General features: G+C 64.7%; 19 protein-coding genes and 1 tRNA gene. 14 read left to right on the top strand and 6 right to left on the bottom strand.

Annotated features, from left to right (window positions below):
- The 9 genes from zwf to THIX_RS15540 are packed head-to-tail and all read left to right on the top strand — an operon-like array spanning window position 1 to window position 12653.
- The gene (gene zwf / locus THIX_RS15580; RefSeq protein ID WP_112486912.1) at window positions 1-1410 is read left to right on the top strand and encodes a glucose-6-phosphate dehydrogenase; all 1410 of its coding nucleotides are present in this window, start codon (window positions 1-3) and stop codon (window positions 1408-1410) included.
- A gap of 4 nt (window positions 1411-1414) precedes the next feature.
- Window positions 1415-2128, top strand: coding sequence for an HAD family hydrolase (locus THIX_RS15575; protein WP_112486911.1), 714 nt, complete (start codon window positions 1415-1417; stop codon window positions 2126-2128).
- Window positions 2125-3216, top strand: coding sequence for a transaldolase (tal, locus tag THIX_RS15570; protein WP_112486910.1), 1092 nt, complete (start codon window positions 2125-2127; stop codon window positions 3214-3216). The genes THIX_RS15575 and tal overlap by 4 nt, the downstream gene beginning before the upstream one ends.
- On the top strand, window positions 3213-4898 hold the full coding sequence (pgi, locus tag THIX_RS15565; protein WP_233224593.1) for a glucose-6-phosphate isomerase: 1686 nt from the start codon (window positions 3213-3215) through the stop codon (window positions 4896-4898). The genes tal and pgi overlap by 4 nt, the downstream gene beginning before the upstream one ends.
- Window positions 4895-5848 (top strand): 2-deoxy-5-keto-D-gluconate 6-phosphate aldolase domain-containing protein, encoded by a 954-nt coding sequence (locus tag THIX_RS15560; protein ID WP_112486909.1) that lies wholly within the window; start codon window positions 4895-4897, stop codon window positions 5846-5848. The genes pgi and THIX_RS15560 overlap by 4 nt, the downstream gene beginning before the upstream one ends.
- Window positions 5845-8013, top strand: coding sequence for a transketolase (tkt, locus tag THIX_RS15555; protein WP_112486908.1), 2169 nt, complete (start codon window positions 5845-5847; stop codon window positions 8011-8013). The genes THIX_RS15560 and tkt overlap by 4 nt, the downstream gene beginning before the upstream one ends.
- Window positions 8010-9725: a phosphoglucomutase (alpha-D-glucose-1,6-bisphosphate-dependent) gene (pgm, locus tag THIX_RS15550; protein ID WP_112486907.1), complete on the top strand. Its 1716-nt coding sequence runs from the start codon at window positions 8010-8012 to the stop codon at window positions 9723-9725. Before tkt ends, pgm begins: the two co-directional genes overlap by 4 nt.
- Window positions 9726-9776: 51 nt before the next feature.
- On the top strand, window positions 9777-11108 hold the full coding sequence (locus THIX_RS15545) for a glucoamylase family protein (protein ID WP_112486906.1): 1332 nt from the start codon (window positions 9777-9779) through the stop codon (window positions 11106-11108).
- Between the two features lie 21 nt (window positions 11109-11129).
- Entirely contained in the window at window positions 11130-12653 is a 1524-nt protein-coding gene (locus THIX_RS15540) for a mercuric reductase (protein WP_112486905.1), read from the top strand.
- A gap of 67 nt (window positions 12654-12720) precedes the next feature.
- Here the strand turns inward: THIX_RS15540 and THIX_RS24700 are convergent, their stop codons facing one another.
- On the bottom strand, window positions 12721-12954 hold the full coding sequence (locus THIX_RS24700; protein WP_112486904.1) for a hypothetical protein: 234 nt from the start codon (window positions 12952-12954) through the stop codon (window positions 12721-12723).
- A gap of 496 nt (window positions 12955-13450) precedes the next feature.
- Between THIX_RS24700 and THIX_RS15525 the strand changes: the two genes are divergently transcribed.
- Genes THIX_RS15525 through THIX_RS23115 form a run of 3 tightly spaced genes read left to right on the top strand, consistent with a single transcriptional unit; the run spans window position 13451 to window position 15522 of the window.
- Window positions 13451-13810, top strand: coding sequence for a hypothetical protein (locus tag THIX_RS15525; protein WP_199195313.1), 360 nt, complete (start codon window positions 13451-13453; stop codon window positions 13808-13810).
- A gap of 4 nt (window positions 13811-13814) precedes the next feature.
- Entirely contained in the window at window positions 13815-15281 is a 1467-nt protein-coding gene (locus tag THIX_RS15520) for an ATPase domain-containing protein (protein ID WP_233224592.1), read from the top strand.
- A gap of 37 nt (window positions 15282-15318) precedes the next feature.
- The gene (locus tag THIX_RS23115; RefSeq protein WP_146748578.1) at window positions 15319-15522 is read left to right on the top strand and encodes a hypothetical protein; all 204 of its coding nucleotides are present in this window, start codon (window positions 15319-15321) and stop codon (window positions 15520-15522) included.
- 10 nt (window positions 15523-15532) lie between these two features.
- Here THIX_RS23115 and THIX_RS15515 read toward each other — a convergent pair whose 3' ends face one another.
- The gene (locus THIX_RS15515; protein WP_112484360.1) at window positions 15533-16756 is read right to left on the bottom strand and encodes an ISAzo13-like element ISCARN37 family transposase; all 1224 of its coding nucleotides are present in this window, start codon (window positions 16754-16756) and stop codon (window positions 15533-15535) included.
- Window positions 16757-16812: 56 nt separating this feature from the next.
- Here THIX_RS15515 and THIX_RS15510 point away from each other — a divergent pair, with 56 nt between their 5' ends.
- Both THIX_RS15510 and THIX_RS15505 read left to right on the top strand, forming a co-directional pair.
- Window positions 16813-18312, top strand: coding sequence for a diguanylate cyclase domain-containing protein (locus THIX_RS15510; RefSeq protein WP_112486901.1), 1500 nt, complete (start codon window positions 16813-16815; stop codon window positions 18310-18312).
- A 38-nt stretch (window positions 18313-18350) separates the two neighbouring features.
- The gene (locus THIX_RS15505; RefSeq protein ID WP_199195387.1) at window positions 18351-19070 is read left to right on the top strand and encodes a Crp/Fnr family transcriptional regulator; all 720 of its coding nucleotides are present in this window, start codon (window positions 18351-18353) and stop codon (window positions 19068-19070) included.
- A 371-nt stretch (window positions 19071-19441) separates the two neighbouring features.
- Here the strand turns inward: THIX_RS15505 and THIX_RS15500 are convergent.
- From THIX_RS15500 to THIX_RS15485, 4 genes are all read right to left on the bottom strand, one after another.
- Window positions 19442-19528: transfer RNA gene (locus tag THIX_RS15500), tRNA-Leu, on the bottom strand.
- 11 nt (window positions 19529-19539) lie between these two features.
- Complete coding sequence (locus THIX_RS15495) at window positions 19540-20994, bottom strand: HAMP domain-containing sensor histidine kinase (protein ID WP_233224590.1); 1455 nt, start codon at window positions 20992-20994, stop codon at window positions 19540-19542.
- 38 nt (window positions 20995-21032) lie between these two features.
- On the bottom strand, window positions 21033-21746 hold the full coding sequence (locus THIX_RS15490; RefSeq protein ID WP_112486900.1) for a response regulator transcription factor: 714 nt from the start codon (window positions 21744-21746) through the stop codon (window positions 21033-21035).
- Window positions 21727-24942, bottom strand: coding sequence for an efflux RND transporter permease subunit (locus THIX_RS15485; RefSeq protein ID WP_112486899.1), 3216 nt, complete (start codon window positions 24940-24942; stop codon window positions 21727-21729). Before THIX_RS15485 ends, THIX_RS15490 begins: the two co-directional genes overlap by 20 nt.
- Window positions 24943-24963 lie beyond the last annotated feature (21 nt).

The raw sequence follows: 24963 nt of genomic DNA, 5'->3' as shown, positions 1-24963 counted from the left end.
ATGCATGACGATTCTTCTCGCGCTGCAGCCCTGCCGTCGGATGCGCTGGTCGTTTTCGGCGTGACTGGCGATCTCGCCGACAAAATGATTTTTCCGGCGCTCTATGCCATGCGCAAGAGCGGCGCGCTGAATGGGCCGGTGATCGGCGTCGCCTCCTCGCCTTCGACCATCGGGCAGCTGCGCGCCCGTGCACAGCAAAGCATCGAGCGCGCCGGCGCCGTGGACGACGCGTCAGCGCTCGCCCAGTTGTTGTCGCAACTGCAGTACGTCAGCGGCGACTACAACGACGCCGGTACCTATGCCCAACTCAAGCTCGCGCTCGGAGCGTCCCAGCGGCCCACGCACTACCTGGCCATTCCACCCACGCTGTTCTCCACCGTCATCCGTGGCCTGAGCAAAGCAGGGCTGGCGGCACAGGGGCGCGTCATCGTCGAGAAGCCATTCGGCCGCGACCTGGCCTCCGCGCGCGAACTCAACCGCGTCGCGGCCGACGCCTTTTCCAGCGATGCCATCTTTCGCATCGATCACTTCCTGGGCAAGGAAGCGATCATGAACATTCTCTACCTGCGCTTCGCCAATTCCTTCCTCGAACCCATCTGGAACCGCAAGCATGTGGCGAGCGTGCAGATCACGCTTGCCGAGGATTTCGGCGTGCTTGGGCGCGGTCGTTTTTACGAGAGCGCCGGCTGCCTGCGCGACGTCATTCAGAACCATCTCTTCCAGATCGCCGCGCTGCTCGCCATGGAACCCCCGGCGCGACGCGACTTCGCGGCCGTCAACAGCGAGAAGCTCAAGGTTTTCAAGGCGATGCGGCCCTTGCGCCCGGCCGACATGGTGCGTGGCCAGTACGCGACTTACCGCGATGAGCCGCAGGTCGCGAAAGATTCGGATGTCGAAACCTATTGCGCGATGCGCCTGCACATCAACGTCAAGCGATGGGCGGGCGTGCCCTGGTATTTGCGTGCGGGCAAGCAACTGCCAGTGACCAGCTGCGAGGTGCTGGTCAGGCTGCAACCGCCGTCCCTGGCGCTGTTCGCGGACGCCGTGGCCACGGGCGCGCAGACCAACCATCTGCGCTTTCGGCTGTCGCCAACCTCGCTGATTGCCCTGGCCGCCCGCGTCAAACGCCCTGGCAAGGATGATGTGGGAGAGCAGCACGAACTGATCCTCGTCGAAGATGAGGCGGGCGAAGAAACGCCCTATGAGCGCCTGCTCACCGGCGCCATGGCCGGCGACAACGCGCTGTTCACCAGCGAAGAGGCTGTCGAGGCAGCCTGGGCAGTGGTCGAGCCGGTGCTCATCAAGCATCCGCGCGCCATCGCCTACCCGCCCGGCAGCTGGGGACCGCGAGAGGCCGACCGCCTGATCGCGGCCGACGGCGGCTGGCACAACCCTGAAGCCGAGGGTTGATGCCATGGACCATGACGTCGTTTTTCTGCTGGATGTCGACAACACGCTGCTCGACAACGACCGTGTCATCGACGATCTCCGGCAGCACCTGGAGCGCACGTTCGGCCGCGTCAGCGCCGAACGCTACTGGGTTCTCTTCGAGCAGTTGCGCAGTGAACTGGGCTATGCCGATTACCTGGGTGCCTTGCAGCGCTACCGCATGGATGAGCTGCGGGATGCATTGAGCGATCCGCGGCTGCTGGAAATGTCCACCTTCCTGATCGATTACCCATTCGCCGACCGGCTCTATGCCGGCGCGCTGCGCGTCATCGAACGGCTGCAACGTTTCGGCCCGACCGTGCTACTGACGGATGGCGATGTCGTGTTCCAACCGCGCAAGGTGCAGCGCTCCGGCTTGTGGCACGCCGTGGAGGGCCGCGTGCTGATCTATCTCCACAAGGAGCTCATGCTCGACGCCGTGCAACAGCGCTACCCGGCGCAGCACTACGTGATGGTCGATGACAAGCTGCGCATCCTCGCGACCATGAAGCAAAGCCTTGGCGAACGCCTGACAACCGTTTTTCCGCGCCAGGGCCATTACGCCAACGACCCCGACAACATCGCGAACTATCCGAAGGCTGACATCAGCCTGGATTGCATCGGTGATTTGCTGGCCGTCGATCTCACCGCGCTACTGGAGCCAAAACCAGCCGGCAGCACAGAACAGGAGTCACCATGAACCCCACCCAAAAACTGCACGATCTCGGCCAAAGCCTCTGGCTCGACAACATCACGCGCGAGCTTCTCCGCAGCGGCACATTGGCACGCTATATCCGCGACTTGGCCGTGACCGGACTGACTTCGAACCCGACGATTTTCGAGCATGCCATCGGCCACTCCACCGCCTACGACGAGGCCATTCGCAGCGGGGCCCGCAAGGGTCAATCGGACGACAGCCTGTTTTTTGCATTGGCGCTCGAAGACCTGACGCAAGCGGCCGACCTGTTCCGTCCCATCTTTGACGCAAGCGCGGGTGTTGACGGCTGGGTCTCGCTGGAGGTGTCGCCACTGCTGGCCCACGACGCCGCGAACACCATCGAGCAAGCGGCAGAACTGCATGCGCGCGCCGATCGCCCCAATCTGTTCATCAAGATCCCGGGGACCATCGAAGGCCTTGCGGCAATCGAAGCGTCCATCTTTGCCGGTCTTGCGGTGAACGTCACGCTGCTGTTCTCGTGCAAGCAGTACCTGGCTGCGGCCGAGGCCTACCTGCGCGGCGTCGAGCGGCGCATCCAGGCCGGGCTCGACCCGAACGTCGGCTCGGTCGCGTCGCTCTTCATCAGCCGCTGGGATGTCGCGGTGAAAGACACGATCCCGCCGCAGCTGCGCAACCGCCTCGGCATCGCCGTGGCGATGCAAACCTATCAAGCCTACTGCGCATTGCTAGCCTCACCCCGCTGGCAAAAGCTGGCGGGCGCCGGAGCGCGCGCGCAGCGCTTGTTGTGGGCCAGCACCGGAACAAAAGACCCGGCGGCGCCCGATACCTTGTATGTCGAGGCTCTGGCTGCCCCGCGCACCATCAACACCATGCCCGAAAAAACCCTGCTCGCTTTTGCCGATCACGGCCAAGTCAGGCACATGCTGCCGCCGGATGGAGGCGACGCCGAAGCCGTGCTTGCGGACTGCGGCCGCCAAGGCATCGACCCCGATGCCCTGGCCGAGCGCCTGCAGCGTGAAGGCGCCGAGGCGTTTGCCGCCTCGTGGCGTCAACTGTTGCAAGCCATCAGCACCAAGACGGCGCAGCTCACGCAGGCCAGCGCGCCATGAGCCGCGCCGAGCTTCCCATGCCATCGGCGCCGCTGCAAGCACGGCCACCGGCGCAACCGCTGACCCAGCTTCCCGCTTGGCAGGCACTCGTCGAGCACCATCACACCCTTGGCGAGCGGCATCTGCGCCAGTATTTCGCCGATGACCCGCAGCGCGGCGAACGCCTGCATGTCGAAGCGGCAGGGCTTTACCTCGACTACTCGAAAAACCGGATGACCGACGAGACGCTTGAGCTGCTGGTCGAGTTGGCCCAACGCTGCGGCCTGCGCGGGCGCATGGATGCAATGTTCCGTGGCGATCCGGTCAACGCGACCGAGAAGCGCGCCGCGCTGCATACGGCGCTGCGCGCTCCGGCCGGCGAGCGCATCGTCGTCGACGGCGTCAATGTCGTGCCCGAAGTCCATGCCGTGCTCGACCGCATGGCGGCCTTCGCGGACCGGATTCGCAGCGGCCAGTGGCTCGGCCACACGGGCAAACCCATTCGCAATGTGATCAACATCGGCATTGGCGGCTCCGATCTCGGCCCGGTGATGGCCTGCGAAGCGCTGCGACACTACAGCCAGGCTGGACTGCGCATGCGCTTCGTCTCCAATATCGATCCCAACGACCTGGCCGAAGCGACATGCGGCCTCGATGCCGCTGAAACCGTCTTCATCGTCTGCTCCAAGAGCTTTCGCACCTTCGACACGCTGACCAATGCGCATGCCGCGCGTGCCTGGAGCCTGGGCCAGATCGGAGACGAGCGTGCAGTTGCCAGCCATTTCGTCGCCGTCTCGAGCAACGCCGAGGCGGTTGCGGCTTTCGGCATTGACCCTGCGCATATGTTCGCGCTTTGGGATTGGGTCGGTGGCCGCTACTCGATGGATTCAGCCATCGGCCTCGTCACCATGATTGCGATCGGGCCGGAACATTTTCGCGCCATGCTGGCTGGATTCCGCGCCATGGACGAGCATTTCCAACGCACCCCGCTTGCCCGCAATATGCCCGTGCTGCTGGGCCTGCTGGCCATTTGGAACAACAACTTCCTCGGTGCCGAGACGCTGGCCGTGCTGCCCTACGACCACGATCTCAAACGCTTACCCGCCTACCTGCAACAATTGACCATGGAGAGCAACGGCAAGCATGTCACGGCCGCTGGACAGCAGGTCAGCACGGCGACCTCGCCCATCGTCTGGGGCGAACCCGGCACCAATGGCCAGCACTCGTTCTTCCAGTTGCTGCACCAGGGCACGCGGCTGGTGGCGTGCGACTTCATCGGCTTTGTCCACAGCCAAAATCCACGGGGCCATCAGCACGACTTGTTGATGGCCAACCTGTTTGCCCAGACCGAGGCCCTTGCGTTCGGCAAGACGGAACAAGCGCTGAAGGCCGAGGGCGTGGCCGAGGCGCAGGTCGCGCAGCGCGTGTGCGAGGGCAACCACCCGAGCAATACCCTGCTGGCCGAGCGGCTGACTCCGCACACACTTGGAGCCCTGGTGGCGCTGTACGAGCACAGCGTCTTCACGCAGGGAATCATCTGGAACATTGATTCGTTCGACCAGTGGGGCGTCGAGCTGGGCAAGGTTCTGGCGCAGCGCATCGTGACGGAATTGGCCGACACCAGCAACGCGCCGCTCACCCACGACAGCTCGACCAACGCATTGATGCGCCGCTACCAACGCCAACGCAAGGAGTCGTCATGAAACCCGGCTACGACAAAGCGCTCTATCTGCTGCCATTCGACCATCGTCATTCCTACGTCACAGGGATGTTCCACTTCGAACCGCCGCTGTCCGCACTCCAGCGCGACCAAGTCTGCGACAGCAAACAGCTCATTTATGAGGGCTTCCAGCTTGCATTGGAGGCCGGCGTGCCAAGCGGATCGGCGGGTCTCCTGGTCGACGAAGAGTTCGGCGCCAACATTCTGCGAGACGCGCACCGGCGCGGCTTCACCACGGCGCTTTCAACCGAGCGCAGCGGATCGGACGAATTCAAGTTTGAATACGGAGCCGACTTCGCCAGCCATATCGATGTCTTCGACCCGACTTTCGCCAAAGTGCTGGTCCGCTACAACCCGCAGGGCGACCGCGCGATGAACTTGCGCCAGGTCGCGCGCTTGAAGCAGCTCTCGGATGTCTGTCAAACAAGCGGTCGCCGATTCATGTTCGAACTGCTTGTGCCGGCCACCGAGCAGCAACTCGCCGGCCTGAACGGTGACCGGGCGGCCTACGACTTGAACATGCGCCCGCAGCTCATGGTCGAGTCCATCCGCGCCTTGCAGGACGCGGGGATTGAACCCGACGTCTGGAAGATCGAGGGCCTCGCCGATCGTGGCGATTGCGTACGGATGGTTGAAACGGTGCGGCGCGATGGACGCGACGCGGTCGGCTGCATCGTGCTGGGCCGTGGCGCCGATGAAGCCAGTGTGCGAAGCTGGCTCGTAACCGCCGCCAGCGTTCCAGGGTTCATTGGCTTCGCCGTGGGCCGCACGAGCTTTTGGGATGCTGTCGCTGGTTACCGGGGGCAGACCCTGACTCGTGCTGAAGCGGCCGCGCAGATTGCCGGGCGCTTGCGCGCGTGGATCGACATCTTCGAGCGAGGGCGATCGGCGCGCGTCGCCGGCACCGATGCCATTGCCGGAGAGGCCCCATGAACCGCCACACGCAGGGTGAACACGGCGCCGAGGTCAACGATGCGAGCGGCGCGGCGCAGCTCGACCAGCGATGCATCAACACGCTGCGCACGCTGTCGATTGACGCCGTGCAGAAGGCGAACTCCGGCCACCCCGGCACGCCGCTGGATGCAGCGCCCGTCGCCTACTGCCTGTGGCAGCGCTTTCTACGCTATGACCCGAACGCGCCGGACTGGCCGAACCGCGACCGTTTCGTGCTGTCGGCCGGCCACGCCTCGGCCTTGCTCTACAGCCTCTTGTTCCTGTGCAGCGTGAAGGCGAGGGCGGGGAGCGATGACCCGACGGACGCAGAGCCTGACGGGCAGGCCGTCACGATGGCCGAGCTACAGCGGTTTCGCCAGGCGGGTAGTTGCTGCACCGGCCACCCGGAATTTGGCGCGGCTGCGGGCGTCGAGACCACCACCGGACCACTCGGCCAGGGGGCAGCCACCAGCGTCGGCATGGCGATGGCTTCGGCCTGGCTCGCCGCCACCTACAACCGCCCCGGCTTTGCGCTGTTCGATCACAACGTGTACGCCTTGTGCGGCGATGGCGACATGATGGAAGGCATCAGCAGCGAGGCGGCATCACTCGCCGGCCATCTGAAGCTCGCCAATCTGTGCTGGATCTACGACGACAACCACATCAGCATCGAAGGCTCGACCTCGATCACCTTCACGGAGGATGTCGGCGCGCGCTTCGAGGCCTACGGCTGGCAGGTCGTTCGCGTTGCCGACGCGAACGACCTCGATGCTCTGACACGCAGTTTCCAGAGCTTTATCGACACCGACGACCGGCCGACACTCGTCATCGTGCAAAGCCATATTGGTTACGGGGCGCCGCACAAGCAAGACACCAAGGAGGCTCACGGCGAGCCGCTCGGGATCGAAGAAGTGCGGCTCGCCAAGGAGTTCTTCGGCTTCGATCCGACCGTGCAGTTCGCCGTTCCGGACGGCGTGCAGGCGCACTTCGGTGCGCAATTCGGCGAGCGTGGCGCGAGCGCCCATGCCCGCTGGACGGCGCAGTTCGAGGCCTATCGGGCGCAGTACCCCGACCTTGCGCTGCAAATCGCGCAGATGCAGCGCCGCGCCTTGCCCGACGGCTGGAACCGCGCCCTGCCGAGTTTCGCGGCCGACCCCAAGGGCATCGCCACGCGTGACGCCTCGGGCAAGGTGTTGAACGCCATCGCCGCACACATGCCCTGGTTGCTCGGCGGTGCGGCTGACCTGGCGCCATCGACAAAAACCCATCTGACTTTCGACTTCGCCGGCGACCTCGAGCCCCCCTCCGATCACACCGACAGGGCCCATGCCTATGCGGGCCGCAACCTTCATTTCGGCGTTCGGGAGCATGCGATGTGCGCCGTTGCCAACGGGCTGTCCTTGTCGAAACTTCGCCCCTTCGCCGCCAGCTTCCTCGTCTTCACCGACTACTGCCGAGGCGCCATCCGACTCAGCGCCATGATGGGCATTCCGGTGATCTATCTCTGGACCCACGACTCCATCAGCATGGGAGAAGACGGGCCGACGCACCAGCCGATCGAGCAGCTCGCATCGTTTCGGGCGATGCCCGGCATGGTGCTGCTGCGCCCGGCCGATGCGAATGAAGTGATGGAGGCGTGGAAGGTCATCATGCGGATCACGGACCGGCCGGTCAGCCTGGTGCTGACACGCCAGGCGCTGCCCACGCTCGACCGCAGCATCTACGCCAGCGCCACGGGCCTCGCGCGCGGCGCCTATGTGCTGGCCGACGCGGCCGATGGCCAGCCCGACGTGCTGCTGCTGGCGACGGGCAGCGAAGTGGCGCTGTGCGTCGCCGCTCGCGAAGAACTGATGCGCGCAGGCATCAAGGCCCGCGTCATCAGCATGCCGTCGTGGGAGTTGTTCGAGCGCGAGAGCCAGGCCTACCGCGACAGCGTGCTGCCGCCAGCCGTGACGGCGCGCGTCTCGGTCGAGGCCGCGTCGCCCCTGGGCTGGGAGCGCTATGTCGGGCAGCACGGCGCCATCCTCGGCATGCGCACGTTTGGCTTGTCGGCGCCGGGCAAGGTCGTTGAAGCGCATTTCGGATTGGATGCGGCGCATGTCGTCGCCGCAGCAAAGCAGCAACTGGCCCGCCAGCCATCGACTCGGCAGGGAGCACGACCGTGAGCACGCGGATCAGCCCGCTCGCGGGCAAGCCGGCGCCCGTGGCGCTGCTGGTCGATGTGGCCAAGCTCGTCACGGCGTACTACGTCAATGTGCCCGACCCGACAGTCGCAGCGCAGCGCGTTGCGTTCGGCACATCGGGGCACCGTGGTTCGGCCTTGGACGGTTCATTCAACGAAAGGCATGTGCTCGCCATCACGCAAGCCATATGCCAATACCGCAGGAAGCATGGCATCGACGGGCCGCTGTTTCTGGGCATCGACACGCATGCGCTGTCGGAGCCGGCATGCGCGAGCGCGCTCGAAGTGCTCGCAGCCAATGGCGTCGATGTGATGCTGGCCTTGAACGATGAATACACCCCGACCCCGGCAATCTCGCACGCCATCCTGACGCACAACCATGGCCGCCGCAAACGGCTGTCCGACGGCATTGTCGTGACGCCGTCGCACAACCCGCCGCGCGATGGCGGCTTCAAATACAACCCGCCCAATGGCGGCCCCGCCGACCAGGACATCACCGACTGGATCGGCGCCACCGCCAACCGCCTTCTCGAAAAAAACCTCGATGGCGTCAAGCGCGTGTCCCACCCGAAGGCCCTCGGCGCAGCGACAACGCACCGCCATGATTTCCTCGGCGCCTATGTCGGCGATCTTGGCAGCGTGATCGATATGGACGCGATTCGCAGCGCCAAGATCCGCATGGGAGTCGACCCTCTGGGGGGCGCTGGCGTGCACTACTGGGCGCGCATCGCGGAGCACTACCGGCTCGATCTTCAAGTCGTCAGCGATGTCGTCGACCCGACCTTTCGCTTCATGACGCTCGACTGGGACGGGCAGATCCGCATGGACCCCTCTTCGAAGTACGCGATGCAGCGCTTGCTCGACATCAAGGACCGCTTCGATATCGCCTTCGCCTGCGATACCGATCACGACCGCCACGGCATCGTCACTCCCGCCGCCGGCTTGCTGGCGCCGAACCACTATCTTGCGGTCGCCATCGACTACCTGTTTCGGCATCGGCCGCAATGGGGCGCACGGGCCGCTGTTGGCAAGACCGTTGTCAGTACGCGCTTGATCGACCAGGTCGCTGCCCGACTCGGCCGCTGCCTCGACGAAGTTCCGGTCGGTTTCAAGTGGTTCTCCAAAGGGTTGCTGGACGGCACGCTCGGGTTCGCCGGAGAAGAAAGCGCGGGCGCGGCTTTTTTGCGCCGCGACGGCGCGGTCTGGACCACCGACAAGGACGGCATCACCGCCGCGCTGCTTTCGGCCGAGATCACCGCGCGCACCGGGCACGATCCTGGCGCTCTGTATCTGGACTTGGCCAAAGCATTCGGCAATCCTCCAGTGGCCGACAGGGTCGAAGCGCCTGCGACTGCGCAGCAGAAAAAGCAGTTGGCGGCGTTGACGCCGCAACAGATCGCATCGACTGAGTTGGCCGGGGAGAAGATCGAGAGCGTCCTCAACAAGGCGCCTGGCAATGACGCGCCCATTGGCGGGATCAAGGTCGTCGCCAGCAGCGGCTGGTTCGCGGCGCGGCCATCGGGCACTGAAGACATTTACAAAATCTATGCCGAGAGCATCAAGGGGGCCGAGCACCTGCAGCGCATCCTCAAGGAGGCACAAACCCTTGTTGATGCCGCCATCGCGCCAGCGACTTCATCGCCGGCCGCGGCTGTGGCCTCAGAGCGCCCAGCCGGGCGCAGCAAAGCCGGATGAATGATGCCGACAGCCGCACCCACGCCGACCTCAAGCCCGCCCCCTGATGACATGCGGGCAAAAGCGCCGCCAAAACCCGATGCGGCGGCCTCGGGGAAGGCAGCACAGTGGTCCGACGAGGCCATGCTCGATCGGCTGCAACAGGCGGCCTTCGACTATTTTCCGAAGGCGACGAACGCGCGAAACGGCTTGGTCGCCGACACCACGCGGGACGGCTCGCCGGCAAGCATCGCGGTGATGGGTTTCGCGCTGTCGGCGTATCCCATCGCGGTGGAACATGGTTGGATCGAGCGCGCCGCAGCAGTGCAAGCCTGCCTCGCTTGCATGCGTTTTTTTTGGGCCAGCGACCAGACGGGAAACCCGAGCGCCACCGGCTACCGCGGTTTTTACTTTCATTTTCTCGACATGGAGACCGGCGCTCGGATGTGGCAGTCCGAGCTGTCTCTGATCGACACGGCCTTGTTGATGGCCGGGATGCTGACGGCCGCCACCTACTTCGATGCCAGCACGCCAGCCGAAATCGAACTGCGCGAACTGGCCGGGCATTTGTACCGCAGGGTTGACTGGCGCTGGGCTCAATATGACGGCGCCACGGTTGCCCAGGGCTGGAAGCCTGAATGCGGTTTTCTGCACTATGGCTGGGAGGGCTATAACGAGGCCATCTTGCTCTATGTCTTGGGCCTGGGTTCACCGACGCATCCGTTCACCGAAGCAAGCTTTCAGGCGTGGACCGTGACCTACCAATGGGAGAACCTTTACGGCTACGACTTCCTCTATGCTGGTCCGCTTTTCATTCACCAGTTCTCCCATGCGTGGATTGACTTTCGCGGTATCCGCGACCGTTTCATGCGTGAAAAGAACTGCGACTATTTCGAGAACAGCCGTCGTGCCACCTATGTGCAGCGCGAATATGCCATTCGCAATCCGCACAGTTTCACTGGCTATGCCGACAACTGCTGGGGCCTCTCCGCGGGTGAAGGTCCGTTGGCCGAACCACGGCTCATGACCGGCCGGCTGCAGAGGTTCTACGGCTATGCCGCGCGCGGCGTGCCGTACGGACCCGACGACGGCACCATTGCGGGCTCATCGACCCTGGCATCGCTGGTGTTTGCGCCAGAAATCGTGCTGCCCGCGGTCCGGAACCTCGATGCCTATGGCGCGCGCCAACAGGACGATGCGCTGCGTTCCAGCGGAATCAATGCAAGCTTCAACGAACCCGCCGCCGAAGTCTGGATCTCCGAGGGCAAGTTCGGACTCGATCAAGGCATGATCGCGCTGATGATCGAGAACTACCGTACCGGCCTGCCGTGGCAACTGGGCCGAAGCTCCGGCATCATCCAGACGGGCTTGCGCCGCGCCGGGTTCACGGGCGGCTGGCTGTAGTTGCCGCGCACCATGAGGCCGATGCCGACCCTCGCGACCCCAGGTGCAGCCTCGCGCGACAGCGCCCATGAGCGGGAGCTTTTAGCCAACGTCTGCCCATCCGGCTGGGTCAATCCGACGCCACCCGGCGTCTACCACTTGCTCATCATCGGTGCGGGGCCGGGCGGGTTGGCAGCCGCACGCGCCGCAGCGGGGCTTGGAATGAACGTGGCATTGATCGAACGCCACCGGCTTGGCGGCAGCTCACTGAACTACGGCTGCGTGCCTTCGAAGGCGATGATTCGAAGTTCGCGACTGTATGCCGAGATGCGCGACGCGCCCAACTTCGGCGCTGGGCCGCCCCCGGCGATCGAGGTCGATTTTCAGGCGGTGATGCAGCGGGTGCGGCGCATCCGTGCCCGCATCAGCCGCGTCGATTCGGCCGCGAGGCTGATCGCCGACGGGATCGATCTGTATTTCGGCGTGGCGCACTTCGTCGGCGCCGACGCGGTCGAAGTCGGCGGTGCGCGTTTGCGCTTCAGGAAGGCGCTGATTGCCACCGGATCGCGATCCATCCTGCCCGAGATTCCGGGCCTGGCCGAAGCCGGCTATCTGACCAACGAATCGGTATTCGACCTGACGGCGCTGCCACGCAGCTTGCTCGTCATCGGCGGCGGCCCCCTCGGCTGCGAATTGGCGCAGGCCTTCAGCCGCTTCGGCGTGCAAACCATCATCGCCCACGATGCCCCCTTGTTCCTGCCGAAGGAAGAACGCGACGCCGCGCAGATGGTCTCCGACGCGCTGGCCCGTGACGGTGTCGAGATCCACCTCAATAGCGAGGCCATCAGCGTTCGCGTGGAACGCGGCCGCAAGCTCGTCGAGTTGGTCAATGACGGCAATGTCGTGACTGTCGAGGTCGAGGCAATTTTGACCGGAATCGGCCACACGCCCGCGGTACGGGCGCTCGAGTTGGAAGCCGCCGGCGTCGCATACGACCCTGAAGCCGGGATCCACGTTGATGACTTCTTGCGCACCAGCAATCCACGCATTTACGCCGCCGGAGACGTCTGCCTCGACCACAAGTACAGCAATGTGGCCGAAGCATCGGCGCGCCTCGCGGTTCAAAACGCCCTGTTCTTCGGACGCAAGCGCATGAGTGCCTTGACGATTCCGTGGTGTACCTACACCGACCCCGAAATCGCCCACGTCGGCATGTATGTGCGGCAGGCACGCGAGCGCAACATCCCGGTCAAGACCTTCACGGTCCCGATGCATGATGTCGACCGCGCCATCACCGACGGCGAGGAAAACGGTTTCGTGAAAATCCACGTGCGAGAAGGCACGGATGCCGTCCTCGGCGCCACCATCGTCGCCCGGCACGCGGGTGAAATGATCAACAGCATTTCACTGGCGATGGCTGCGGGAATTGGCCTGAGCACGCTGGCCGGGGTGGTCCATGCCTATCCGACCCAGGCCGAGGCCATCAAAATGGCGGCAGATGCCTATATGCGCACGCGGCCGTCCCATCCCATTGGCCGGTTGCTGCGAGCATGGCTGAACCGCTGAGCTGATCCGGCCATCCCTTCACATCGGGGCTTGCTGCAGCGCCGACGACAACTGCCTCCGCCCTTGCTTACTGCGCCGGTGGCGGCACAACGACGATGGTGCCGCCGCTTTTGCCAGCAACGCCCGTTGCGCCGGTACCGCCGGTGCTTCCAGTGCTGCCGGTATCACCCGTCATCCCTTGCATGCCCGTTTTTCCCGGGTTGCCGGTGTTTCCTTGGTTACCTTGCGGGCCCGTGGGGCCTGTGCAAGCACCAAGCGCGAGGGTTGCCAGCAACACAACGGCGGGTATTGAGTAGTTCATGATGACTCCTTGTCGAGATACCATTGAAATGGCGATGTGGAAACTATGGCAGACAGCACCCAGTATGTCTGTACGCTGCCGCACCCAGTCATGACCGCGGTGTCCAGGCTGGATGTCGACATGGAATCGGGCCCTCAACTTCGTCTGCCGCTTTGTGCGTTAGCGAACGCCATGAAATCCCTTCCAGCGTACACTGGGCAGGTCGAAAAAATTGAAAACCAGAACGCTGGGGCCGGTTGGGTGCCAAAGCACTGAACCATGGTCGTTTCTGTCAGCGGTTCAAGTTTGGCCAGCACCAGCCGTCATCGAGGACTTCGCTGATTTTGAGCTTCAAGGGGCTGCACGCAATCCCATGGTCCGGCCGACCCACAACGCCGGCAGCAGCATCACGCAACGGGTCACCATATCGAACGCAGGGGACAGCATCCAATGAACGTGGAGTTCTCGCGCTGGGGGGGGGGGCGTCGATGCTGATTCGGCGCAAATCGCTGCGGCCGTGATCTCCATCTGGGAGCAGATCGATGCCGCGCTCAGCCCGATCATCGGGCAGCGTGGAGTCTCCGCTTTATTCCAGCGCAGTCTGCGGCTCGCCAGCGAAGACCATCCCTGGCTGATCATGGCGCACCATGACGTGGCGGCAGCCATCGATCTGGACATCCTGAAATCTGCCATCGCGCAGCAAGGCAGGGCCGATGCTTCTGCCGGCGCCACAACCCATCTCGACACGTTCTATGCGCTGCTCTCGAGCCTCATCGGAGCCGCGTTGACAGGTCGTTTGCTGGAGCCCGTGCAGACCAATTTTTTGAGCGCCCCGACGGGGCAAGACAACCGGCGAGCACCCCAAAATGACGATTAAACGTTTGGTCACCGGCGTTCCCGGTTTGGACGAAGTGTTGGGCGGGGGTTTGCCGGAGTTTTCCTTCAACCTCATCGCCGGCCCTCCCGGATGTGGCAAGACGACCCTGGCGCACCAGATGATGTTTGCGCTCGCCACCCCGGAGCGCCCGGCCCTGTATTTCACGGTGCTGGGTGAGCCCCCGCTGAAAATGCTGCGCTACCAGCAGCAGTACGAGTTCTTCGACGGCGCGCGGATCAATCGGGGGATCTATTTCTTCAACCTCTCCGAGGACGCGATGGCGGGGGATCTTGACCTCGTGCTGCGGCGCATCGTGGCCTTGGTTCAAGAGCACAGCCCGGCGCTCGTTTTCGTGGATTCATTCCGATCGGTTGTGCTTGCCAGCGAATCCGAGGGCAGCCAGCACAACAGTCTGCAGCAATTCGTCCAACAACTCGGGATGTTGATGACGAGCTGGCAAGCGACAACCTTCCTGCTCGGCGAATACTTCACCGAGACCGACGCCAACCCGGTCTTCACCGTGGCCGATGGCCTGATCTGGCTACGCCAGAGCCTGCACCGCAACTCGATGGTCCGCAAAATGGAGATCATGAAGATGCGCGGCCAGCCGACGCAGCCGGGGTTGCACACCTTTCGCATCAGCAGCGCCGGCCTCCATGTGTTCCCGTCGTCCGATACGCGTCCCCCAGCGCGCCGGCCCCACAAGGACGCCACCTCGGCGCTGAGTTTCCGACTCAAGCTCGGCGTTCCGGGCCTGGACGAGATGCTGGGTGGCGGCCTCCCGCGCGGGTATTCACTGCTGGTCGCGGGCCCTTCGGGCTCCGGCAAAAGTACGCTTTCTTCGGCGTTCTTGATGGAAGGGGCGCGGTGCGGTGAGACGGGCGTGATTGCGACCTTCGAGCAGCACCCCAGCCGTTCGAACAACCCCGCGCTCATGGAACTCATCAAACGCGATCAGGTGGGTCTGGTGAATAACCATGCGCCGGATCTTTCGATTGATGAAATCGTTCAGATGCTCATGAGCGAGGTTCGACGCCTGAAAGCAAGCCGGGTCGTGATTGATTCCCTATCGGGTTTCGAGCTGGCGCTGGCGCCGACCTTCAAGGACGATTTCCGTGCATCCCTTCTGCGCATGGTCACCACCTTGTCGTATGCCGGGGTCACCGTGCTGATGACTTCCGAGCTCGAAGACCGCTATACCGATCTGCGCTTCAGTCCCTACGGGGCCGCCTTCATGACCGATGCCATCATCGTGCAGCGATACATCGAAGTCGACAGCCGCCTGTTGCGCGTCATGGCCGTCATCAAGGTGCGGGCAAGCGCGCACTCGAGCGCATTGCGCGAATTCAACATTGATGCCGACGGCATCCACCTCGGCGAGATGCTGCCCCAGCAGGAGGGGCTGCTGGGAGGGCGACCAACACGCAAGGCCGAAGCTGCCGGCAATCCGCCAGCGGCAAATCGTCCTTGACCCTCCAAGCTGAACGGACCCAACCGGGGCTGCCACCGTGAGCCAGACACAGGACCCGCACTCGACAGCTTCTGAACAATCTGTGCAAGAGCTTGCTCAGTTGCAAGAGCAGGCCGAAGCCGTGCGCGGGGTGCTCAAGCGATTGCTGATGGAGGTGGTCGTGGCCGAAAGCAGTTTGGCCACGGCGCAGACGTCCCGCATCGTCGAGGCCAACGAGCAGTTAGGCGTCGTTCAGAAATAACTTGATTGATCTACCCTGAGCGGATGCAGTAGTTCCAATCGCCGTGGAACTTGTTCGGTTCGATGCGAATGGTGGCCAAGGCTGCATCGGTGACGACGACACCCTTCGGATACGAGTTGGTGTCCAGTTCGGCATGCACGGTGAGCCCGCTTCTGGTCTTGGTGCCGGCAATGAGATTGACGATCACTTCGTGGCTGACCAAGGGCTGCGCCCGCCAGTTCATCGTGATGAAGGAGAACATGCGGTGCTCGATCTTGTTCCACTTGCTCGTGCCAGGCGGGAAGTGGCACACGCGGATGTTCAGCCCAGCCTCTTGGGCGAAGCGGCCCAGTTCGAGTTTCCACAGCCGCACCCGGTGGCCGTTGCTGCCGCCGCCGTCGGCGGTGATCGTGAGCTCGCGCGCCTTGGGGTAGCGCGGCTTGCCCATCGCGTACCACCAGCGCCGGATAGTTTGCACCGCAAACGTGGCGGTGTCGTGATCCGTTCCAACGCTCACCCAGCCTTGGTCGGCTCCGATGTCGTAGACCCCGTAGGGGCTGGCTCGGCCGAGTTCCGGGTCCACGAAGTCGTGCACCTTCACCTGCGCCGGCTCGCCCACGGGGCTCCACTCCTTGCCGCCGTTCCTGAACTGGCCGACCAGTTCCTTCTTCTTGGTGTCCACCGAGATGACGGGCTGCCCGCGCGCAAGCGCGGCGCTGACAGTCGCGTTGATGTGCTCGAACTGTGCATTGCGGTCGGGGCTCTGGTTGCCCTCGATCACCTTGGCGTTGCCCTGCAGGCTGAAGCCCTGGGCCTTCAGCAGTTGGCCCACCACCACATGACTGACAGCGTGACCCTGCTGCTGGAGTTGCTCGGCCAACACGCGAAGGCTCTTGCAGCTCCAGCGCAATGGCGACTCGGGATCGCCGCGCGTGGTCGGCTCGACAAGTGCGAGCAGGTCCGCCACGAGCGTCGGATCCTTGTGCGTCAGCGGCTTGCGCCCGCCGCCGGGGCGCCGCGTCGCCGAAGGGGGCGCCAACTGCGCGCCAGCCATGAACTCGTTGTCCGTGCCCTCCAACTCCAGCATGCCCGCGGCGATCGTGCCGCGAGCCAGGCCGGTGGCCGCCGCAACCTGCGAAGTGCCTCCGCGCCCAATCACCTTGGCTTCGGCGGCGGCCAGCGCCCGGCGCTGCCGCTCGTCGAGGCGATCTCGCATCAGTGCCCAGCGCTGCCCAATCGGCGAATCGGCTTGCATGGACCGCAAGCCTAACCGACTCGAGGAAACTGAACAAGTTATTTCCTAACGACGCCTTGGTTCTGGCCGCACTGCGCGCGCAGACGGAAGCCGAAGATGCAGCGCACGCGCTGAGCGCAGCCGCCCGCTCCGCGGGTATCGACCCACTGACGCAATTGCCAGGTCGCGGATTGATGCTCGAACAGATCGCGCTGGCCATCGCCCACGCCAAGCGGCACGGCACGCGCCTGGCGTTGCTGTTCTTGGACCTCGACAACTTCAAGCAAGTCAACGATACGCTGGGTCACGCCACGGGTGATGAAGTGCTCAAGCTGATCGCAACGCGCCTGCGCCACACCCTGCGCGAGGAAGACCTGGTGGGGCGCTTTGGGGGTGACGAGTTTCTGATCCTGCTCGCCGACATCGCTCAGCCTTCCGACGTGGCCGCGATCGCTGACAAGGTCATTGCCGCCCTCAATGTTCCCTGTCGCGCAGGCGATCATGTGGTGCGCTTGGCGTCGAGCATCGGCATCAGTCTCTATCCCGATGACGCCGACGACGCCGATGCGCTGATCGATCGTGCCGATGCCGCCATGTACCGCGCGAAATGGCAGCGGCACGGCAGCTATGTCTTCTGCGATGAGCCTTCGCTCGCCGCAGAGACATTGCACCAGCCGCGACTTGCCGCGCTGCAGCAGCCTGTGGCTGCGGGTGAGCCGACCTTGGACAAGCAGGAGCGTTGGCATGCCGAATTGCGCGAGGCGAATGAGCATCTCGTGCTCGCTGCAGCCAATGCCCAAGAGCTTCAGGAGGCGGCCGTGCATGCGCAGCGTCGTCAGGCCGAGTTCATCGAAGCCGTGGCGCAGGAGCTGCGCAGTCCGTTGGCGCCCATTCGCATCGCAACGGCCATGCTGGGACGCGTGCGTGCGGACGAGCCCCTTCTCGCGCGAGCGCAATCCATGATCGAGCAGCAGGTCGCCAAAATCGCAAGCCTGGCGTCCCGTCTGGACGATATGACGCAAATGCATCGCGGCGAGTTGAAGCTCCGGCTCCAGGTTGTGGACATGGTCAGCGTCGTTGACGCCGCGGTCAGCGCCTGCCGACCCGCCATGGACGCGCGCCTGCAGCAGTTCAAAGTCCACATGTCATTGGGTTCGCACCGGATGACCGGGGATCCGGATCGCCTTGTGCAGATCCTCACCAACCTCATCGACAACGCCTCTAGATTTGCGCCGGATGGCGGCGAGATCGATGTGTCGGTCTCGAGGCGCAACGAGGACATCGTTCTGACGGTATCCGACAACGGCTGCGGAATTGGCGCCTCCTCGCTGCTCAACATTTTCGAGCCCTTCGTGCAGGATCCGCAGTCCATCGGCCACAACGGCATGGGCATGGGCATCGGCATCGGGCTCACCGTGGTGCGTGCGCTGGTCGAGGCGCATGGTGGGCGGGTTGTGGCGCGCAGCGCAGGTCGTGGGCTGGGCAGCCAGTTCGTCGTCACGCTTCCTCTCAAGGCAAGCTCAAGCCCTCACCCGGACGAAGATGCCGGTGCGGGCAGCCAGGAGCCAGAGCAGTGACCTCCATCCGGCATTCACACCTGCCGCATGGCGATCGGATGGCCGATGCTGGCGACCCGAGGATGAACCAACTGCTGGCTGCATTGCCCGACGCCGTGTTTCAGCGTTGGTTACCGCAATTGGAGCGGGTTGAGATGCCGCTGGGCCAGGCGCTGTATGAGTCAGGCATGACGTTGAGCCACGCCTACTTCCCAACCACCGCGATCATCTCGTTGTTGTATGCGACCGAGGATGGCGCATCGAACGAAATCGCCGTCGTGGGCAACGAAGGCATTCTCGGCGTGCCCCTGTTCATGGGCGGAGGCTCCACACCCAGCCGTGGGGTGGTGCAAAGCGCGGGGGTGGGCTTTCGACTGAAAGCGCAAACACTGCGAGAAGAGTTCACCAACTCCGCGGCCGTCATGCGCTTGCTGCTGCTTTACACGCAGGCGCTGATCACGCAAATGACGCAAACAGCCGTTTGCAACCGGCACCATGTGCTCGACCAGCAAATGTGCCGTTGGCTGCTCATGCGACTTGACCGCCTGCAGGGCGATGAACTGGTGATGACGCAGGACCTGATCGCCAACATGATTGGCGTGCGCCGCGAGGGTGTGACCGAGGCAGCCCTCAAGCTGCAAAGCGCCGGCTTGATCTCCTATTCGCGAGGACACATCACCGTGCTCGACCGTCGGGGCCTGGAACGACGCACTTGCGAGTGCTACGCCGTGGTCAAGAAGGAGTACGACCGATTGCTGCTGAAAACGATGACCCTATGAGAGGTCTGCGTCGAACGGGCTGGACGTTCGCCTCGCGCTGTGTGCCTTAGCGTACAGACTTGCATGGCGGCGGCTGGCATCATCCTGACCTGAATGCTGACAAGTCTCCTCCCTTTGATGGAGTCAGCATCCCTTAGGGCTCGAGGCGTCCCCCACGCGGCGAGCCCTTCTTTTTTGTGCGTCGGCTTGGAATGGCCCGCGTCGGATCGGCGCACGCCACGCGCCAGCACGTTTTTGGAAGCTCGCATGGTTCAGTTCCTTGGTTCGACTCGGGGGTTGAGCGTGTTGCCGAATGAACCTGAAGTGAACCAACCTCAGCAGCGCAAATAGAAAAAGGGCCTACAACTTTCGCTGTAAGCCCTTGAATAGACTGGTGCCGGGAGGGGGACTCGAACCCCCACGCTTTTAAGGGCGGCGGATTTTGAGTCCGCTGCGTCTACCGATTCCGCCATCCCGGCGAAACGCGCAATTATTCCACAGTTCGCGGTCCGGGCCGGCCGTTGTCTTGCGTGAGCGGATGGGACGATGGTGTGCCTTGCGTGACGGCTGGTGCAGTGGCCGTGGATGGTTGCGCCAGTTGGCTGTAGCGCAGGCGCAGACCGCCTTCGGGGCGGTTGTCGAGGGTGATCTGGCCTCCCAGGTTTTGCGCGATGTTGCGCATGATGGCCAGCCCCAGTCCACTGCCGGTGGTCTCGACGGCGCGGTCCAGCCGCTCGAAAGGTTGGAAGGCGCGGTCCATGTCTTGCGCTGCGATGCCTGGGCCGGTGTCGGCAATGTCGATGTGCACCCAGGATCTGCCGTCACGCGCGCTTTCGGTGCTGAGCGCGAGGTCGACACGCCCGCCCTCGGGGGTGTAGCGCAGGGCGTTGTCGAGGCCGTTGCGCAACAAGGTGTAGAGCTGGGTGGAATCGGCCAGGATGGGGGCGCCGTCCTGGCGTTCCAGGCCGAGGTCGATACGGCGTTGCTCGGCAAGCGGCATCAGGTCTTCGAGGACGTGGCGCACCACCTGGGCAGGATCGATGCGTTGCAGCGTGCTGGCCGGGCCGGTCTGCACCCGGGCCAGGCTCAGCAACTGCTCGACCACGGCACGGGTGCGCGTCAGGCCTTGCTGCAGGCTGTGCAGGCGGCTGCGGGTTGCGGTGGGCAGCGCGGTGTGATCCAGGTTCTCGGCCTGCAGGGTCAAGGCAGCGATGGGGGTGCGAAGCTCGTGCGCGGCGTCGGCGACGAAGCGGCGTTCGCGTTCGAGCATGCTCGCCACCCGCGCCAGCAGGCTGTTGATGGAGGCGAGGAATGGGCGCAGTTCGAGCGGGACTTCGTCCAGCGGCAAGGGGTCGAGGCGATGGTCGTCGCGCGCGTCCACCAGGCTGGCGAGGCGGCGCACGGGCCGCAGTGCGCGGCGCACCACCCAGCTCACCAGCAGCACCAGCAAGGGCACCAGGGTCAGCATGGGCACGAGGGTGCGCAGGCCGCTGTCGACGGCAGCCTCGTTGCGCACGCTGGTGCGCTGGGCCACGGCGATATCCCCGCTCGAATCTTGCCGCACGAACACGCGCCAGGAATGCGCGCCGGCCTCGATGGTGTGCATGCCCGGCGTGAGCCTGCTCGGCAGCGCCAGCCCGTTCGCCAGCGTGCGGGTGCCGGATGCGCGCAGGCGCTCGATGATGAAGCGGGCGTCGCGGTCGGCGTCGGCGCCGTGGGGCTCGATCACGCTGCTCGGTTTCAGGCCGTAGCGGTGCACCAGGCTGGCGATCTGGCGCAGCTGCGCGTCCTGCAACTCGTTCGCCTCCTGATAGCCGAAGATGTAGGACGCCGCACCGGTGCTCAGTCCGGCGACGGCGACGATGATGGTCATCCACAGCCACAGGCGACGGCGCAAGGACTGTGCCGCCCAGTGGCGCAGCAGGGGGATGGGGTTCAGGCGCATCGGGTTGTGAAGTGGAGGCGGCGCTGGTCGGGCGCCGCTCAATCCGGTTGCCGCTCCGCCTGCGGGCCGGGCGGCGCCGGGCCTTCGCGGTCGACCATCCAGCCCACGCCGCGCACGTTCTTGATCGAGGTCTGACCAAGTTTCTTGCGAATGCCGTGAATGAGGAACTCCACCGCATTGCTCTCCACCTCTTCATTCCAGCCGTAGATGCGCTCCTCGAGTTCGCTGCGCGAGAGAATGGCGCCCGGACGCAGCAGCAGCGCGTGCAGCAGCGCGTATTCGCGCGCCGAGAGGCGGGCGCTGGTGGTGCCAGCGTCGCTGCCGACGCTGGCCTCGCGCGTGGCCGGGTCCAAGCTCAGGCTGCCGTTGCTGAGCACCGGCTGGCCCTGGCCGCCTTTGCGCCGCGCCACGGCGCGCAGCCGCGCCAGAAGTTCGCCCGACTCGAAGGGCTTGATGAGGTAATCGTCGGCGCCGAGGTCGAGGCCGCGAATGCGGTCGTCCACGCCATCACGAGCTGTGACGATGATGACCGGCAGATTGTTGCCGCCCTGGCGCAGCGTCTGCAGCACGCTCAGACCGTCGCGCTTGGGCAGCCCCAGGTCGAGCAGCATGGCCTCATAGGGCGTGGACTTGACGGCGGTCAGTGCCGATTCGCCGTCCAGCACCCAGTCCACCGCGTGGGCGGCGTCGCGCAGCGACTGCTGCGTGGCGGCGCCCAGCATGCGATCGTCTTCAACCAGCAGGATGCGCATCGGTTGTCACCTCATCGATTGTTGTGGAGTCATTGTCTTCGCTGGCGAGGCTGCCGCCCAGCAGCTTGAACAACGCGGGCATGAGCAGCAGCACCAGCGGCAGTTGCACCGCCAAACCGGCGATGATGGCCACCGCCAGCGGCTGCTGCATGGCCGAGCCCTGGCCGATGGCCAGCGCCAGTGGCGCCAGTGTCAGCATGGCGGCCAGCGTGGTCATGGCAATGGGGCGCATGCGGTTGATGCCGGCCTGCACCAGCGCCGCGTCGAGCGAGATGTCGGGATGCGTTTGCTGCAGCTCCTGCACCTCGCTGAAGTAGAAGATGGCCACTTCGGTGACGATGCCGACGATCATGGTCATGCCCATCATCGCCGAGATGTTGAGCTCGATGCCCGACACCCACAGCCCGACGAACACCGCCGGCAATGCCGCCAGTGGCATGGCGAGAATGGCGAGCGCCACCTTGAAACGCTCGTACAGGAACAGCAGGAGGAAGAACACCAGCAGCACTGCGGCCACCAGCACCTGCAGCAAGCCCTTGAAGGCGATTTGCTGCTGCTTGTACAGGCCGCCGAGCTTGGTGTAGACCCCTTCGGGGTAATAGTTCGGGGCATCGATCACGCGTTTGACCGCCACGATCGTCGAGCCGAGGTCGCGTCCGCTGATGCGCGCCGTCACCGCCGCCATGCGCTTGAGGTTTTCGCGCGTGATCTCGGGCTGGCCGGTCAGAATGTCGATGTTGGCGACTTCGCTCAAGGCGAACACATGGCCGTCGGGCGCGCGCAGTGGGAGCGCGGCGATGTCCTCGGGCGTTTGGCGCAGGTCGGGCGCGTCCCACACCCGCACGCCCACCATTTTCGGCCCCTGCTCGATCTGCGTCGCCACGCTGCCGCCGATGAGCGCCGCCAGTTGCGCCTGCACCTGCCGCGCGTCCACGCCCTGCAGCGCCATGCGCGTGGGGTCGAGGCGGATGTTGAGGGCGTCCCCGGCAGGCTTGATGCCGCTTTTCACATCGACGATGCCGGGAATCTTGGCGATGGCCGCTGAAGTCTTGTCGGCCAACTGCGCGAGTTGTTGCGGGTTGTCGTCGAAGATCTTGATCTCGACCGGCTGGGGCACGGCCGTCAGATCGCCGATCAGATCCTCCATCAGCTGGGCCATCTCGATCTTCAGCCCCGGCACCTGCGCTTCGATGCGCTGCCGCACCGCTTCCATGACCTGATCGATGGGCCTGCGCGGCGGGGGTTTGAGGCGCACGAAGAAGTCGCCCTCATTCGCTTCGGTGATGCCCCCACCCAACTGCGCACCGGTGCGCCGCGACCAGGTTTGCACTTCCGGCGTCTGGCGCAAGATCGTCTCGACTTGCGTCAGCAGGCGGTTGGTTTCCGTCAAGGACGTTCCTGGCGGGCTGCGGTAGTCGAGAATAAAACCGCCCTCGTCCATATGCGGCATGAAGCCGCTGCCGACGTGGTGATAGGCGATCCAGCCCACCAGCAGCAATGGCACCAGCCCCACCAGCAGCAACGCCGGCCGGCGCAGCAACGCCGGCAGCAGGCGGCCATAGCCGCGCTGGAAGGCCGACAGCAGCCGGCCATGCTCGCGCTGCTGCTCCTTTTCCACGTCGCGCCGGGTGATGAAGCGGTCGGCCAGCAGCGGCACCGCCAGCCACGAGACGAAAAAGGAAATGACCAGGGCCGCCGCCATGGTCAACGCCAGCGCCTTGAAGAAGGCGCCGGTCACGCCCGACAAAAAGGCCAGCGGCACGAAGATGATGACGGTGGAGGCGCTCGACCCGGCCAGCGGGCGGAAGAACTCCATCGCCGCGTGCATCACCCCGCTGTGGCGCGCCTGACTCACGCCGGATTCGACCGCGCCGGGCGCGGCCAAGGAAATGCCGGGCCGCCCCAAGTTTCCTTGACCCCCTTGGGGGGCGGGGATGGCGTAGCCGTCTCCTGGGGGCGGCATACCCAGGCGGCGCACGATGTGCTCGCTCATGACGATGGCGTCGTCGATCACCAGCCCCACCGCAGCGGCCATGCCGCCCAGGGTCATGATGTTGAAGCTCATGCCCAGCGCGTACAGCAGCACCACGGTGGCGGCCAGCACCGCGGGCACGGTGATCATCGCAATCAGCGTGATCTTGAAGCTGCGCAGGAACAGCAGCAGCACCAGCCCCGCCAGCACCACGCCGATGAGGATGGCGTCGCGCACGCTGGCGGCGGAGGCCACCACCAGCGTGCTCTGGTCGTACCAGTTCGCCAGCTTCACGCCCGGGGGCAGTTTGTAGCTGGCCAGAGCCTGGCGAACCATGCGCGCGATCTGCACGCTGTTGCCGCCGGGCTGCTGGTAGATGTTGAGCAGCACGGCATTGTGGCCATCCGCCGTCACGCGGATCCACTGCGGAACCGTGCTGCGCGTGACCACGGCCACGTCGCGCACGCGCACCACCCCGGTGGGCGTGGCCCTGAGCACCAGGTTGCCGATTTGCGTGGCGTCATGCAGGCGCGAGTCGGCCAGCGCGAGCAAGAGCTTGTAGCGGTCCTCCAGCTTGCCGACGGCCTGCACGCCGTTGCCGGTGGCAAGGGTGCGCTCCACATCGCCCAGACTCAAGCCATCGCCCTGCAGCTTGGCCGGATTGACGATGACGTGGTATTCCTCCTGCTCGCCACCCTGGACCTGCACCCGCCCGACGCCGTTGATGCTGGACAGCAGCGGGCGCAACTGGAATTGCGCCAGGTCGTAAATACGGGTCAGAGGCACCGTGTCCGACGTCAGGCTGTAGGCGATGATGGGATCGACCGTCGGGTCCATGCGCTTGCTCGACAGGATCGTTCCCGGCGGCAGTTGGGGAAGCTTCTGCGTCACCGCCTCATTCACCTGCACGGCGGCCACATTCATGTCCGTGCCCCAGTGAAAACTCACGGAAATATCGGCTGTGCCACGGCTGGTGGTCGAGCGCACGTCGACCACCCCGGGCACCCGCCTCACCGCTTGTTCCAGTGGGTAGGTCACCTGCAGCATCATCTGGCGCGAAGGCCGATCACCGGCGTCCGCGCTCACCACCACGCGCGGGAAATCCACGTTGGGGAACAACCCCACCGGCAGCTTGAACGCCGCCATCACCCCGCCGGCAGCCAGCAGCGCAAGCAAAAACAGCACCGAGCGGCGATGCCGCTGCAACCATTGCGAGATGTTCATGCGGCTTCCAATGCGAAACGC

Source organism: Thiomonas sp. X19, from assembly GCF_900089495.1.
In the GTDB taxonomy this organism is placed as follows: domain Bacteria; phylum Pseudomonadota; class Gammaproteobacteria; order Burkholderiales; family Burkholderiaceae_C; genus Thiomonas_A.
The sequence above is the reverse complement of the archived record's forward strand: the minus strand, read 5'-3'. Positions and strand labels throughout refer to the sequence as shown.

Bases quoted from the DNA above. Each gene is read 5' to 3' on its own strand.
- zwf (WP_112486912.1), top strand. From the start codon at position 1: ATGCATGACGATTCTTCTCGCGCTGCAGCCCTGCCGTCGGATGCGCTG.
- THIX_RS15495 (WP_233224590.1), bottom strand. From the start codon at position 20,994: ATGCGCCTGAACCCCATCCCCCTGCTGCGCCACTGGGCGGCACAGTCC.
- THIX_RS15540 (WP_112486905.1), top strand. From the start codon at position 11,130: ATGCCGACCCTCGCGACCCCAGGTGCAGCCTCGCGCGACAGCGCCCAT.
- pgi (WP_233224593.1), top strand. From the start codon at position 3,213: ATGAGCCGCGCCGAGCTTCCCATGCCATCGGCGCCGCTGCAAGCACGG.
- THIX_RS15560 (WP_112486909.1), top strand. From the start codon at position 4,895: ATGAAACCCGGCTACGACAAAGCGCTCTATCTGCTGCCATTCGACCAT.
- tkt (WP_112486908.1), top strand. From the start codon at position 5,845: ATGAACCGCCACACGCAGGGTGAACACGGCGCCGAGGTCAACGATGCG.
- THIX_RS24700 (WP_112486904.1), bottom strand. From the start codon at position 12,954: ATGAACTACTCAATACCCGCCGTTGTGTTGCTGGCAACCCTCGCGCTT.
- THIX_RS15515 (WP_112484360.1), bottom strand. From the start codon at position 16,756: ATGCAAGCCGATTCGCCGATTGGGCAGCGCTGGGCACTGATGCGAGAT.
- THIX_RS15490 (WP_112486900.1), bottom strand. From the start codon at position 21,746: ATGCGCATCCTGCTGGTTGAAGACGATCGCATGCTGGGCGCCGCCACG.
- THIX_RS15545 (WP_112486906.1), top strand. From the start codon at position 9,777: ATGCGGGCAAAAGCGCCGCCAAAACCCGATGCGGCGGCCTCGGGGAAG.
- THIX_RS15505 (WP_199195387.1), top strand. From the start codon at position 18,351: ATGGCCGATGCTGGCGACCCGAGGATGAACCAACTGCTGGCTGCATTG.
- tal (WP_112486910.1), top strand. From the start codon at position 2,125: ATGAACCCCACCCAAAAACTGCACGATCTCGGCCAAAGCCTCTGGCTC.
- THIX_RS15485 (WP_112486899.1), bottom strand. From the start codon at position 24,942: ATGAACATCTCGCAATGGTTGCAGCGGCATCGCCGCTCGGTGCTGTTT.
- THIX_RS15575 (WP_112486911.1), top strand. From the start codon at position 1,415: ATGGACCATGACGTCGTTTTTCTGCTGGATGTCGACAACACGCTGCTC.